This is a genomic window from Amycolatopsis antarctica (genome assembly GCF_002262875.1).
In the GTDB taxonomy this organism is placed as follows: Bacteria; Actinomycetota; Actinomycetes; order Mycobacteriales; family Pseudonocardiaceae; genus Amycolatopsis; species Amycolatopsis antarctica.
Genome location: NZ_NKYE01000027.1, coordinates 1 through 13,165 on the forward strand (window position 1 = coordinate 1; position 13,165 = coordinate 13,165).

At 68.9% G+C, this 13,165-nt stretch carries 15 protein-coding genes and 1 pseudogene; 7 read left to right on the forward strand and 9 right to left on the reverse strand.

What is annotated here, in order from left to right:
- The 4 genes and pseudogenes from CFN78_RS27455 to ctaE form a co-directional block, all read right to left on the reverse strand.
- Positions 1-293 (reverse strand): annotated as a pseudogene (locus CFN78_RS27455) (cytochrome bc1 complex cytochrome b subunit); the annotation flags it as partial.
- Positions 290-1,438 (reverse strand): cytochrome bc1 complex Rieske iron-sulfur subunit, encoded by a 1,149-nt coding sequence (gene qcrA / locus CFN78_RS27460; RefSeq protein ID WP_094866119.1) that lies wholly within the window; start codon positions 1,436-1,438, stop codon positions 290-292. The pseudogene CFN78_RS27455 and the gene qcrA, both read right to left, overlap by 4 nt.
- Complete coding sequence (qcrC, locus tag CFN78_RS27465) at positions 1,435-2,289, reverse strand: cytochrome bc1 complex diheme cytochrome c subunit (protein ID WP_094866121.1); 855 nt, start codon at positions 2,287-2,289, stop codon at positions 1,435-1,437. Before qcrC ends, qcrA begins: the two co-directional genes overlap by 4 nt.
- A gap of 49 nt (positions 2,290-2,338) precedes the next feature.
- On the reverse strand, positions 2,339-2,968 hold the full coding sequence (gene ctaE / locus CFN78_RS27470) for an aa3-type cytochrome oxidase subunit III (RefSeq protein ID WP_094866123.1): 630 nt from the start codon (positions 2,966-2,968) through the stop codon (positions 2,339-2,341).
- Positions 2,969-3,063: 95 nt separating this feature from the next.
- Here ctaE and CFN78_RS27475 point away from each other — a divergent pair, with 95 nt between their 5' ends.
- The 4 genes from CFN78_RS27475 (at position 3,064) to CFN78_RS27490 (ending at position 5,473) form a co-directional block, all read left to right on the forward strand.
- Positions 3,064-3,498 (forward strand): hypothetical protein, encoded by a 435-nt coding sequence (locus CFN78_RS27475; RefSeq protein ID WP_094866126.1) that lies wholly within the window; start codon positions 3,064-3,066, stop codon positions 3,496-3,498.
- Between the two features lie 158 nt (positions 3,499-3,656).
- Positions 3,657-4,073, forward strand: a complete 417-nt coding sequence (locus tag CFN78_RS27480) for a hypothetical protein (RefSeq protein WP_094866128.1) — start codon at positions 3,657-3,659, stop codon at positions 4,071-4,073.
- Entirely contained in the window at positions 4,070-5,137 is a 1,068-nt protein-coding gene (gene trpD, locus CFN78_RS27485) for an anthranilate phosphoribosyltransferase (RefSeq protein ID WP_094866131.1), read from the forward strand. Before CFN78_RS27480 ends, trpD begins: the two co-directional genes overlap by 4 nt.
- 33 nt (positions 5,138-5,170) lie before the next feature.
- Positions 5,171-5,473 carry a putative quinol monooxygenase gene (locus tag CFN78_RS27490; RefSeq protein WP_094866132.1) on the forward strand — a complete coding sequence of 101 codons (303 nt, stop codon included), beginning with the start codon at positions 5,171-5,173 and terminating at the stop codon, positions 5,471-5,473.
- Here the strand turns inward: CFN78_RS27490 and pip are convergent.
- The 3 genes from pip to ctaC all read right to left on the reverse strand — a co-directional run bounded on the left by pip (position 5,470) and on the right by ctaC (position 7,976).
- On the reverse strand, positions 5,470-6,447 hold the full coding sequence (pip, locus tag CFN78_RS27495; protein ID WP_094866135.1) for a prolyl aminopeptidase: 978 nt from the start codon (positions 6,445-6,447) through the stop codon (positions 5,470-5,472). The two genes, CFN78_RS27490 and pip, sit on opposite strands and share 4 nt — an antisense overlap.
- 88 nt (positions 6,448-6,535) lie before the next feature.
- Positions 6,536-6,955, reverse strand: a complete 420-nt coding sequence (locus tag CFN78_RS27500; protein WP_094866137.1) for a cytochrome c oxidase subunit 4 — start codon at positions 6,953-6,955, stop codon at positions 6,536-6,538.
- A gap of 46 nt (positions 6,956-7,001) precedes the next feature.
- Positions 7,002-7,976 carry an aa3-type cytochrome oxidase subunit II gene (ctaC, locus tag CFN78_RS27505; protein ID WP_094866139.1) on the reverse strand — a complete coding sequence of 325 codons (975 nt, stop codon included), beginning with the start codon at positions 7,974-7,976 and terminating at the stop codon, positions 7,002-7,004.
- 253 nt (positions 7,977-8,229) lie between these two features.
- Between ctaC and asnB the strand changes: the two genes are divergently transcribed.
- Entirely contained in the window at positions 8,230-10,158 is a 1,929-nt protein-coding gene (asnB, locus tag CFN78_RS27510; protein ID WP_094866141.1) for an asparagine synthase (glutamine-hydrolyzing), read from the forward strand.
- Positions 10,159-10,235: 77 nt separating this feature from the next.
- Here the strand turns inward: asnB and CFN78_RS27515 are convergent, their stop codons facing one another.
- On the reverse strand, positions 10,236-11,171 hold the full coding sequence (locus tag CFN78_RS27515) for a carbohydrate kinase family protein (RefSeq protein WP_165777729.1): 936 nt from the start codon (positions 11,169-11,171) through the stop codon (positions 10,236-10,238).
- Positions 11,172-11,498: 327 nt separating this feature from the next.
- On the opposite strand from CFN78_RS27515, the gene CFN78_RS29390 reads away from it, so the two are divergent.
- Positions 11,499-11,672, forward strand: a complete 174-nt coding sequence (locus CFN78_RS29390; RefSeq protein ID WP_165777730.1) for a hypothetical protein — start codon at positions 11,499-11,501, stop codon at positions 11,670-11,672.
- Positions 11,673-11,920: 248 nt separating this feature from the next.
- Here the strand turns inward: CFN78_RS29390 and CFN78_RS27520 are convergent, their stop codons facing one another.
- Entirely contained in the window at positions 11,921-12,286 is a 366-nt protein-coding gene (locus CFN78_RS27520; protein WP_094866145.1) for a HesB/IscA family protein, read from the reverse strand.
- 180 nt (positions 12,287-12,466) lie between these two features.
- Here CFN78_RS27520 and CFN78_RS27525 point away from each other — a divergent pair, with 180 nt between their 5' ends.
- A complete protein-coding gene (locus CFN78_RS27525; RefSeq protein WP_094866147.1) occupies positions 12,467-13,117 on the forward strand; it encodes a DUF3043 domain-containing protein in 651 nt (216 codons plus the stop codon).
- Positions 13,118-13,165: the final 48 nt, after the last annotated feature.

Consider the following 13,165-nt stretch of genomic DNA (forward strand, 5'->3'; position numbering starts at 1 on the left):
AACGCCCGCGTCATCTCCACACCCTGCAGGTTCACATAACTACCGTTGTAGATGACCTCCTCCATCGAGGGGTCGAAGAACAACGTCAGATACACACCCGAGAGCAACAAGATGATGAAGCTGTACAGCGCGATCTCGCCCAGCAGGAACGACCAGTGCGTCGGGAACACCTTGTTGAGCTGATGCCGCATCCCCTTGGCCAGGTGGTACCGATCGTCGGCCCACTTCGCCGTGGCACCCGCTGCCTTCTCGGCCGGGTTCGAGCCCTTGGTGGGCGTGGTGAGTGAACTCATGACTTACGCTCCCAGAAGCCAGGACCAACGGCCTCGATGAAGTCGCCTCTCGCTACGAAGTATCCCTCTTCGTTCACGGTAATGGGAAGCTGTGCGAGAGCGCGAGTGGCCGGACCGAAGACGGGCTTCGCGTAGTTCAGCGCGTCGAACTGCGACTGGTGGCACGGGCAGAGGATCCGGTTGGTCCGCTGCTCGTACAGCGAGGTGGGGCATCCCACATGGCTGCAGATCTTCGTGTACGCGTAGTAGTCCCCGTAGTTGAAGTCTTCCTGACCCTTGCGCTTGACGACGCGATCGGCGTCGGCCGGGCGCAGGCGGATCAGCATGACGGGGTTGTCCGAGCGCTTGAGCGCCTTGGCGAGCGCCTCGTGGCTGCCGCGCTCGGAGTCACGGAACGGGAAAACCGTCTCCATCGAGCCCGCGTCCAGGTCCTCCGGCCGCAGCAGCGAGGGCTCCTCCGGCTCCTCGCCCAGGTGACCGGTGTTCCGCCGCAGGTAGACGACCTCACCGGGGAACTGCGGCTGCCAGCCGGTGTGCCAGAGCGAGTCGCGGCCCTCGGTGTCCTCCCAGGGGTCGCGGATGAAACCCGCGAGCGGCAGGGCGACGGTGCCGAGACCCAGGACGCCGGCGCCGAGACCGGCGCTGCGCTTGATCAGCGAGCGGCGGGCGATCGTGCTGCGGTTACCGGAGTCGGCGAGCTGCGCGATGATGGTGGCCTTGTCGACCTCACCGGAGCCACCGTCGCCGCGCTGCTGCACGGCGATCTCCTGCGGCACGAACTTCTTCGCGTACATCAGCACGCCCACGCCGAGTCCGAGCACCGCCACACCGAGCGTGATACCCAGCATCGGGGTGTACAGGCTGTACCAGAAGTGGCCGCCTGAGTTTTCCGGCGACTCGTACTTCCACGGCCACCAGATGAGCGAGACGACGAACGCGAGACCGGCGATCGCGGAGATCGTGAACCACAGGGCGACCGTGCGCTCGGCACGCTTCTCCGCCTTGGTTCCCTCGACCGGCCATGGCTCCGGGTAGTGCACGAGCTCGACGCCGTCGAGCTTCGTGCCGAGCTGGACCAGCTCGTCCCGGCTCATCTGAGCCAGTTCCGCCTCGGTGGGCGGCTTCTCCTCGTTGCTACCGCTCATGCCCTCGATCCAATCCACAGGGTAAGGCCGACCAGCGCGCCGATACCCACAACCCACACGATCATGCCCTCGGATGCGGGACCGAGGCCCCCGAGCGAGTTACCGCCGGGATTGTTGTTGCCGTCCGACACGGACTTCACGTACGCGACGACGTCCTTCTTCTCCTCCGGGCTCAACTGGCGGTCGGAGAACTTCGGCATGTTCTGCGGACCCGCGAGCATGGCGGTGTAGATCTGTTCCTCGGTGGCCGGCCCGAGGGGGGGTGCGAACTTGCCCTCCGACAGCGCGCCACCCTGCCCGGTGAAGTTGTGGCAGGAGGCACAGTTCAGCCGGAACAGCTCCGCACCGCGAGCGCTCTGGTCGCCGCGCAGCGCCTCGCCGGTCTCCGCCGGGCGGACCGGTCCGCCACCGTTGGCCTGGATGTACGCGCCGAGCGCGTCGATCTCCTCCGGCGTCAGCTTCGGCGGCTTGCGCTGGGCCTGGGCCTCCTGCCGGACGGCGGGCATGCGACCCGAGGAGGTCTGGAAGTAGACCGACGCCTCACCGACACCGATCAGTGCGGGACCGCGGTCCTGCACGCCCTCGAGGTTCGCGCCGTGGCAGGAGATACAGGTGTTGTTGTAGATCTCCGCACCCTTGCGCAGCAGCGCCGGGTCGGTCTGGGCCTGCGCGGTCTGCGGCTCGGGCGCGAACACGGCGTACAGGCCGCCCGCGCTCAGCAGCGCCACGAACAGTGCGAGCAGCCCCGCCACGCGACGGCGGGCCTTCGTACGGCCGCGCGGCTTTCGTGCCGCGGTCGGTGTGGCGCGCTCACCGGATTCGGCACCGGAGGAGTTCTTGCTGGTGGTCATCTCTACGGCAACCCTTGCTGTCAGTTCGGCCTTCGGGGCTGGCAAGCGATCAGGGAACGATGTAGATCACCGCGAACAGCCCGATCCACACGATGTCCACGAAGTGCCAGTAATAGGAGACCACGATCGCCGAGGTCGCCTGCGCCGGTGTGAACTTGCTCAACCTGGTCCGGATGAGCAGGTAGACGAAGGCGAGCAGCCCACCGATCACGTGCAGACCATGGAATCCGGTGGTCAGGAAGAACACCGTGCCGAACGCACCGGAAGGAATGGTCACGCCTTCGCTGACCAGGCTGATGTACTCGTAGCCCTGCCCACCGACGAAGACGGCACCCATCAGCAGCGTGATCAGGTACCAGCGGCGCAGACCGTAGACGTCACCCTTCTCGGCGGCGAACACGCCGAACTGGCAGGTGAACGAGGACGCCACCAGAATGATGGTGAACGGCAGCGCCAACGGAACGCTCAGGTGGATCGGCTCGCCGGTCGCTTCGAGAATGGGCGGCCACACGCCGCTGTCATTCTGCGCCTTGACCGTGAAGAACATCGCGAACAGCCCAGCGAAGAACATCAGTTCACTGGACAACCAGACGATGGTGCCGACGCTGACCATGTTCGGGCGGTTCAGCGAGTGCACGCGCTGGCTGATGGTGGGAGCTGCCGTTGTCACGCCTCGCATTATGTCCTCCCAGACTGCGGGGTGCGCTGCCGGGTCCGCGGCGGGTCGCGGTAGGACTGGTCACACCGGCATTCCAGGGAAGGTGCGTGTTACCGATGGGTTTGTTCAGCCGTGTGCGTGACCTGCTCGGGACACGTTCCGAACCCCCGCTGACCGCCGACGACCCGGACCTCGCGGTCGTCGCCGCGTCCTTCGACCCCGCGGAGGCGGACTCCGCCGCGCTCGCCCGCGCCCGGGAGTGGTGCGAGGAGCGCCCCGCGGTGCTGCGCCACCACCTGACGCTGCCGCCGGACCGGTTCGGGGAGGCGGCCACAATCCTCGCCCAGGACGGCTGGGAGTTGCGCGAGATTCCCTGGCCGGACCCGGATTCCGCCGAGCCGGGCCAGGTCCGCGTACACGCTCTGCGGGTCCAGGTGCTGGACGCGCTGCACTGCGCGCAGGAGCGCTCCCGGATGGCGGGCCTGGCGCAGCGGCTCGGCGGTGACTCGCTCGGCTGGGACGCCCTGCAGCCCGTACCGCCCCAGGCGTGACGAACGGCACCCTTTCCGATGCCCGGCACGACCAGGGCGAGGGCCCGGACGGCCGCGGTTCACCGGACCCGTGGGGTGGTGGCCGGGAAGACCGCTAGCATCACGGGCAGCCAGCCAGAACAGCCAGCACCACCAGACCGGCCGGAGGACTCGCACCCATGACCGAGCGCCCGATGAGGATCCTCGTGTTCAGCCACCGCCCGGAGGTGCGCGAGTCGATCGTCAACGCGATCGGCCGCAGGCCCGCCGCGGACATCGGCCGGGTCGAGTACGTGGAGACCGGTGCCGTGTCCGACGTGCTGACCGAGATGGACGAGGCGGCCGTCGATGTGGCCATCCTCGACGGCGAGGCCCAGCCGACCGGTGGGATCGGGCTGACCCGCCAGCTCAAGAACGAGATCACCGACTGCCCGCCGATCGTCGTCGCCGTGCGGCGCAGGGACGATCGCTGGCTCGCTACCTGGTCGCAGGCCGATGCCGTGCTCGTGCACCCGCTCGACCCGCTGACCGCCGCCGAGACCGTCGCCGACGTGCTCCGTTCGCGCCGACTCGCGGTCGAGTCCGCCGCGCGATGACCGCGGGCGGCCAGAGCTGGCCCGCGCTGCTGACCCGGCTGATCGACCGCGAGGACCTCAGCGAGACGGACACCGCCTGGGCGATGGACCAGGTGATGTCCGGCAAGGCCACGGCCGCCCAGATCGGCGGGTTCGCCGTCGCGCTGCGGGCGAAGGGCGAGACCTCGGCCGAGATCTCCGGTATGGCGGAGGGAATGCTCGGCCATGCCGAGCGGATTCACGTGGAGACGCCCGCCGTGGACATCGTGGGCACCGGCGGCGACCGGTCCGGGTCGGTGAACATCTCCACGATGGCCTCGCTGGTGGTGGCCGCCGCCGGGGTTCCGGTGGTCAAGCACGGCAACCGCGCGGCCTCGTCGAAGTCCGGGGCCGCGGACGTGCTGGAGGCGCTGGGCGTCACCATCGGCCTGCCCGCGCGGGATGTGGAACGGTGTGTGGCCGAACTGGGCATCGGATTCTGTTTCGCGCCGTTCTTCCACCCCGCGCTGCGGCACGCCGGTGGCCCGCGCCGCGAACTCGGCGTCCGCACCACCTTCAACCTGCTCGGCCCGCTGACCAATCCCGCGCAGCCGGGTGCAGGGCTGATCGGCTGTGCCTACGAGGACAAGACGGAGCTCCTGGCCCGGGTGTTCGCCGGGCGCGGCACGACGGCGCTGCTCGTCCGCGGCGACGACGGGCTCGACGAGCTCACCACGACGACGACGAGTTCGGTGTGGGTCGTCTCCGATGGCGAGGTGCGCACCGCGAGCTTCGATCCGGCACACGTGGGCCTGGCCCGCGCGGTGCCCGCCGACCTCGCCGGCGGTGACGCGGAGTTCAACGCGCGCGTGGTGCGCTCCCTGGTCTCCGGCGAGCAAGGCCCGGTCCGGGACGCCGTGCTGCTCAACGCGGGCGGCGCGATCGCCGCCTACCGCGCGTCGACGGGATCCGGTTTCGCCGCGGATCTGAGCGAGGACGTGCGGACCGGCATGACCGCCGCCGCGGACGCGATCGACTCCGGCGCGGCGGACGCGCTGCTGCCCCGCTGGGCGGAACTGACCACCAGGCTGGCCACGAGCGGCTGAGCCGGACGTACCGAGCAGAACGGAGTTCCGCCGATGACCGACGGACCGCTGAACATCGTCGCCAGGTTCCAGTCCGCTCCCGATGCGCAGGACCGGCTGCGCGAACGGCTGACCGAGCTGATCGCGCCGACCCGGGCGGAACGGGGCTGCCTGTCCTATCGCCTGTACGTGGCCGCCGACGATCCGTCCGCGCTGGTGATGGTCGAGGAGTGGGCGGATCTGGAATCGATCGCGGCGCACAACGAGTCCGAGCACCTGCGCGCACTGTCGGCGGACCTGCCGGGCCTGGTGGCCGAGCCGCCGCGGATCACCGTGCTGCAGCCGGTGCAGAGTTAGGGTGCGTCCGACCGCGCGGCGAACCGGTCGGTGGCGGCGATCCAGGCCGCGGTCATGCCGGGGCCGCCGTCGTGGCCACTGTCGTCGATCATCACCAGCTCGGCGTCCGGCCACGCCGCGGCGAGTTGCCACGGTGAGCCACTGAGATTCGACAGGTCCAGCGTGCCCTGCACGATCACGGCGGGTATCCCGGTGAGCCTGTCCGCGTCGCGGAGCACGGCACCCTCGTCGAGCCAACAGCCGTTGCTCCAGTAGTGCGTGACCAGCCGGGCGAAGGCGAGCCGGTAGACCGGATCGCCGAACCGTGGATGGGGACCCACAGCGAGTGGGAGCATCGCGTCCTCCCAGTCGCACCAGTCTCGGGCAGCCCGTTCGTGCACGGCCGGGTCCGGGTCGAGCAGCAGTCGCAGGTAGGCGGCGGACAGGTCGCCCTCCCGCTCGGCCGCCGGCACGCCGTCGCGGAACCGGGCCCAGGCCTCGGGGAACAACGGCCCCAGGCCGCGGGTGAGCAGATCGGTCTCGCCGCGTCGCCCGGTAGCCACGCCGGCCAGCGCCATCTCCGAGACACGTTCCGGGTGCCGCTGCGCGTAGACGAGCCCCAGGACGGCACCCCAGGAGGCGGCGAACACCAGCCACCGCTCGATACCGAGGTGGGTGCGCAGCCGTTCCAGGTCGGCGAGCAGGTGTGCGGTGGTGTTGGCGCTCAGGTCGGGGTCCGGCTCGCCGGCGTGCGGGGTGCTCCGGCCGCAGCCGCGCTGGTCGAACTGCACGATCCGGTAGGCGTCCGGGTCGAAGTAGCGCCGGGTGTGAACGGAACGGCCGGATCCCGGTCCGCCGTGCAGCACCACCGCGGGCTTTCCGGCCGGGTTTCCGGAGGTTTCCCAGTAGACGTGGTGCCCGTCGCCGACGTCGAGCAGGCCGTGATCGTATGGCTCGATCTCGGGATATGCCGCGTCCGGATACTGGTTTCCCATCCGTCGCCCTTCTCCAGCGGGCCTGCGCACACACGCGAACGGCGCCCCGGCCGTAGCGGGGACGCCGTTCGCGTGTGTCAGCGCAGGATCACTCGTGTCCGGGACCGGTGTGGTACTCGAACACCAGGCCGCCGATGGTGATCAGCAGCATGAAGATCGCGATGATTAGCAGCCAGATCTGGAAGAACGCGAGGGCCACACCGGCGGTCGCGGCCGAGGCGGCGAGCCCGACCGGCCAGTAGCTGCCGGGGCTGAAGAAACCGAGTTCACCGGCGCCGTCACTGATCTCGGCGTCCTCCCGGTCCTCCGGGCGCGGATCGATACGACGGGCGATGAACCGCAGGTAGCTACCCGCCAGCAGGGTCAGCCCACCGGTGAGGATCAGTGCGACCAGGCCCACCGGCTCGACGCCGTCCCGGGTCATCGTGGCCGTCATGACCCCGTAGACGACGGCTACGGCAAAGGCAAAGACCGTGACGATGTCGAATATGCGGGCTTCGACCTTCATGGAATGTCCCTCATTCTCGCGGTACCGGAACAATGGCAGACCGGGCTCAGCCGGTCGCGGTCCTCAGCGTCCGGTCGGTGTTGAACGGCTGCGTCGTCGTCGCGGTGGGCGAGCACAGGTCGCCACAGCCCTCGGTCTGCATCGTGCGCAGGGCTTCGGAGGCGGTGTTCGGCACGCCGGTCTGCGGGTTGATCTCGGCCCGGAGCTTCATGTACCGGTCGAACTTGTCCTCGGACAGCGCCCGCACCTCGAAGTTCATCACCGCGTGGTAGGTGCCGCAGAGTTCGGCGCAGCGGCCGACGAAGGAACCCTCGCTGTCGATGATGTTCTGGAAAGCGTTGTCCTGGTTGTTCTTCTCCGGGTACGGCATGACGTCCCGCTTGAAGTGGAACTCCGGCACCCAGAAGGAGTGGATGACGTCCGTGGAACGCAGGTTGTACTGGATCGTCTTGTTCGTGGGCAGGACGAGCAGCGGGATCTCGGCGGAGCTGCCGACGGTGCTGACCGGCTGTCCCTCCATCGTCTTGCCCTCGGACGGGTAGCGGAACTCCCAGTTCCACTGGAAGGCGACCACGTCGACGGTGACGTCGGGGTCGTCCTTCTTGTCCAGCACGTCGGCCTCGGTGGTGGCGGTGAAGAAGAACAGCACGCACACCATGACGATCGGCACGACCACGCAGAACAGTTCCAGCGGCACGTTGTACTGGAACTGGCGCGGCAGGTCCTCGGCACCGGCGGTCGCGGCGGAGGCCTTCTTCTTCCGGTGGAACGCGACCGACCAGAAGATCAGTCCCCACACGATCACGCCGACGACGAGCGCGGCGATCACCGACCACGTCCAGAGCTGCCGCATCTGCTCGCCCTGCGGGGTGACGCCCTCTGGCCACCCGAAACGCAGGATCTCGCTGCCGGAGCAGCCGGTCGCCGTGACGGCGACGAGTCCCGCGAGCGCGGCGATCTTGCCGGCACGTGCCGGCTTCGACGCCTGGGTGCGCTCTGCTGTGCTCGTCGAGCGGCCCATCCCGCGGTGCCCTCTCACCCAGCCTCCTAGCCCGATCCTGTTGACAGCGGCGAGCCTAGCCCAGCTCCGGTCGCAGCCGGACCAAGGGGTGACCGACAGCGCGTGCGCGCAACCCGGGTGCTTTCCCGGCACCGCCGGAGATCGTCCGGGTCACGCCCGGTGACTCCGCGGCCCCTCACCGCGCCGGGGTCCCCGGGTCGTCCATACTTGGTCACCCGGACTTTCCCTTGAGACCTGAGGTGTGTGAAGACGCGTGTGCGGCCTGCTTGGACTGGTGTGTGCCGGCGAGAACGACGCTGCGAAGGCGCGCTCCGCCGTGGGGAAGGCGCTGCACTGCCAGCGGCACCGCGGTCCCGACGAGACGGACACCTGGGCCTCCGGCGAGGTCGTCTACGGCTTCAACCGGCTCTCGATCATCGACGTCGAGCACTCGCACCAGCCGCTGACCTGGGGCCCGCCGGAGAACCCGCAGCGCTACACCATCAACTTCAACGGTGAGATCTACAACTACCTGGAGCTGCGCGCGGAGCTGGCGGCGGACCACGGTGCGAGCTTCGGCACCGAGGGCGACACCGAAGCGATCGTCGCGGCGTACCACCACCTCGGCCCGGCCGCGGTCGGCAGACTGCGCGGGATGTTCGCGTTCCTGATCTGGGATTCCGAACGCAAGGTCGTCTTCGGCGCGCGGGACCCGTTCGGCATCAAGCCGCTGTACTACTCGCAGGGCCCGAACGGCATCGCGTTCTCCAGCGAGAAGAAGAGCCTGCTGGAGCTGTCCGACACCCTCGGCGTGGCCCAGGAACTGGACCGCACGGCGCTGCAGCACTACCTCGTACTGCAGTACGTGCCGGAGCCCGAGTCACTGCACCTGGGCATCCGCCGGATCGAGTCCGGCACCTCGTTCACGGTCTCCCCCGGCGGAAAACTGGTGACCGAGCGCTACTTCTCGCCGGAGTTCAACACGCGCGCCGTCAACGGCCCGGCGGAGGCGTCCGCGCTGCACACCCGGATCGCCGACGTGATGAAGGACTCGGTCGCCAAGCACATGCGCGCCGACGTCACCGTGGGCGCGTTCCTGTCCGGCGGCATCGACTCGACCGCGATCGCCGCGCTGGCCAAGGAGCACAACCCGGACCTGATCACGTTCACCACCGGCTTCGACCGCGAGGGTTACTCGGAGATCGACGTGGCCGCCGAGTCCGCGGCGGCGATCGGCGTGAAGCACGTGATCCGCTCGGTCAGCGCCGACGAGATGATGGAGGTGCTGCCGCTGATCGTCTGGTACCTGGACGATCCGGTGGCCGACCCCTCGCTGGTGCCGCTCTGGTTCATCGCCCGTGAGGCCCGCAAGCACGTGAAGGTGGTGCTCTCCGGCGAGGGTTCGGACGAACTGTTCGGCGGGTACACGATCTACCGCGAGCCGCTGTCGCTGGCGCCGTTCGAGAAGATCCCCGGCAGCGTCCGGAAGCTGATCGGCAAGGTGTCGGGACGGATCCCGGAGGGCACCCGCGGCAAGGACCTGCTGCGCCGGGGCGCGTTGTCGCTGGAGGAGCGCTACTACGGCAACGCCCGCATCTTCCGCGACGATCAGCTCCGCGGGGTGCTGCGCACGTTCACCGAGGGCGTCGGGCACGCGGACGTCACCGGCGAGTGGTACCGCACCTCGAAGAACTGGGACCCGGTCGCGCGGATGCAGCACGTCGACCTGTTCACCTGGCTGCGCGGGGACATCCTGGTCAAGGCCGACCGGGTGACCATGGCCAACTCGCTGGAGCTGCGCGTGCCGTTCCTGGACCCGGAGGTCTTCCGGGTCGCCTCGGACATCCCGCTCGACCAGAAGATCACCAAGGAGACCACCAAGTACGCGCTGCGCCGTGCGCTGGACGGCATCGTCCCGGCGCATGTGCTGAACCGGCGCAAGCTCGGTTTCCCGGTGCCGGTGCGGGTATGGCTGCGCGACGAGATGTACGACTGGGCGCGCGGGATCGTCAACGACTCGAAGACCGACGAGCTGATCGACAAGCAGGCCGTGCTGCGCCTGCTTGAGGAGCACAAGGCGGGCACGCTGGACCACAGCCGCCGTATCTGGGCGCTGCTGGTGTTCATGCTCTGGCACGGCATCTTCGTCGAGCACCGGATCAAGCCGGAGGTGCCGGAGCCGCACTACCCGGTCAAGCTCTGACCGTCCACACCGAACACGAAGGCCGTGTTCCCCTTGTCTGGCAAGGGGGACACGGCCTTCGTAGGTGACGGGTGGGCTCAGCCGGGCAGTACCGCGGCGATCTCGGCGGAGGCCTCGGGACCGTAGGCCTCACCGATGCGCGCGATCGCCGTCTCCCTGCGGAACGCCCATTCCTGGGTGCCGACGGTCTCCAGGACCAGCACGGCGATCAGCGAGCCGAGCTGCGCGGCACGTTCCAGTCCGAGGCCGTAGTGCAGACCGGCGAGGAAGCCGGCCCGGAAGCCGTCGCCGACGCCGGTGGGGTCGGCCTTGCTCAGCTCCGGAACGGCACCGACCTGAAGGGCTGTTCCGTCGGCGCCGATGATCTCGACGCCCTTCTCCCCCAGCGTGGTGACCCGCAGGCCGACCCTGGACAGCACGTCCTGCTCGGTCCAGCCGGTCTTCTTCAGCAGCAGCTCGTACTCGTAGGCGTTGCTGAACAGGTACTTGGCGCCGTCGACGAAGTCGCGCGCCTGCGCCCCGTCCATTCGGGCGAGCTGCTGCGAGGGGTCGACGGCGAAGGTGTAGCCACGCTGGCGGCACTCGGCGGCGTGCCGGAGCATGCCTTCCGGGTCGTCCGGGCTGATCAGCATCAGCGACAGCCCACCGACGCGCTCGGAGATGGGTTCGAGTTCGATGCTGCGGGACTCGGCCATCGCCCCGGCGTAGAACGTCGCGATCTGGCACAGGTCGTCGTCGGTGGTGCAGACAAACCGTGCGGTGTGCGCGATCTCGGAGATGTGCACGCCCTCGGTGTCGACGCCGTGACGCTGCAACCACGACCGGTAGTCGGCGAAGTCGGCGCCGACCGCACCCACGAGCACCGGGTTGACCCCGAGCACGCCGAGCCCGAACGCGATGTTGGCGCCGATCCCGCCGCGCCGGACCACCAGGTCGTCGGCGAGGAAGCTCAGCGACACCCGGTGAAGCTGCTCGGCGACGAGCTGCTCGGCGAACCGTCCGGGGAAATGCATCAGATGATCGGTTGCGATGCTGCCGGATACTGCGATCCGTGCCGTGGATACCACCGGGTCTCCTTGTGGGGGTGCGGCTTGTGGGGCGCGGCCGATGTCATGCTCCGGTCGTGCTCCGACAACCTACCGGCAGACGCTCGGCCCGGGGCCTGTCGGCCGATCGGCTCGGAGCCCGTCGGCCGATCACGTCCCGCCGGACGGCCCAGGGTTCCGCGATGGCCCGGTCGGGTGCTTCCCGCGGACGGACGAGGTCACGGTTCAGCCGTTGGGGGAACTACCCGCAGGTAGGGGTGTCCGCGCGGTCCGGGTCGGCCTAGCGTTGCCGGGGTGAGTACCACCATCGAAGCCGAGACCATCGACGAGTTGATCGCCGACTGCGCCGACATTCCCTCCTCGCTGCGAGTCGAGACGGACGTGCCCCGTCCGGTCCTCGTCGCGCTGCCGTGGTCGGTGGACGACGCCTGCCACGCCCAGGTAGCCGACCTCGACCTCTACGTCTGAGTCGAGTACCGCTGATCCGCACCTGACATACCGGACCATCCGCATACGGCGAAGGCCCGCGACCGCTGCCCCCGGTCGCGGGCCTTCGCCGTTGCGGGATCTCGTCGCGGGACCCTGGTTGCGAGGTTCGCGAGTGTGGGCCGGACGGGTCCGGATATGACGACGGCGCCGCTCACGAGTACGTGAACGGCGCCGGCCGGGCGCTGTTCCGCCAGGTCAGGCGGCGGGACAGCGGATACCGCGAGAGGTCAGTGGAACGAGTCGCCGCAGGCGCAGGAGCCGCCGGCGTTCGGGTTGTCGATGGTGAAGCCCTGCTTCTCGATGCTGTCGACGAAGTCGATGGAGGCACCTTCGACGTACGGGGCGCTCATCCGGTCGACCGCCACCTGCAGGCCGCCGAAGTCGCGGAAGAGGTCGCCGTCGAGGCTGCGCTCGTCGAAGAAGAGCTGGTAGCGCAGCCCCGCACAGCCTCCCGGCTGCACGGCGATGCGCAGGTGCATGTCGTCGCGGCCCTCCTGCTCGAGCAGGGCCTTCGCCTTGATGGCCGCGGCGTCGGTCAGCGTCACACCGTGCGTGTCGGCCTGGGTTTCGCCGGACTGCTCTGCGGTCGTCATCGCTCTCCCTAGGGTCTAGCTCTGTGTACAGGGGCGGCGGTCGGTGTCCGTCCCGTCCGGGCAACTCTCGCCCGGACCCTACTGTGCAACACACCGTCCGTCCGATCTGTTCCTCTCCCATGGTTACACAGGTGCCGACCGGCTGAACATCGGCGGTGAGCCCTGCAATACTCTGGTCCGGTGAGGTTCCTGCGCCGTAACAGCACCGACGAGGCCGGACAGGCCGACGTCTCCACCGTCGAGGTCGAGGCCGCCGATTCGGCGGGCCGCGGTTTCACCCCGGCCAAGGGCCGCGCCACGCCGAAGCGCCGTGAGGCCGAGGCGAAGCGCCGTGGTCCGGTGGCCCCGCCGCCGCGCACCACGCGCGAGGCGATGAAGCGCAACAAGGAACTGCGCAAGGCGAACCCGACGACGAAGGAAGACCGCCGGGCTGCCGCCAAGGAGCGGCGCGAGCGGATGAACGCGGGCGAGGACAAGTACCTGCTGCCCCGCGACCGCGGCCCGGTGAAGGCGTTCGTCCGCGACCTGGTGGATTCCCGCAGGCACGTGCTGGGCCTGTTCATGCCGCTGGCGATCGTCGTGTTCGTCGCGCTGCTGGTCCCGTTCCCGCAGGTGCAGCAGTACGCGACGCTGCTGTGCACGGTGATGCTGCTGTTCATGATCGTGGAGGGCTTCCTCACCGGCCGGAAGGTCACCAAGGCGGTGCGCGAGCGGTTCCCGAACGAACTGGTGAAGGGCCGCTCGATCGGCTGGTACTCGTTCATCCGGGCCAGTCAGCTCCGCAAGCTGCGGGTGCCCAAGCCGCGGGTGAAGGTCGGCGACACCGTCTGAGTCACGGTTCACGTCTCAGGTCGTCAGCGAGACGAACGGCCTGTCCTA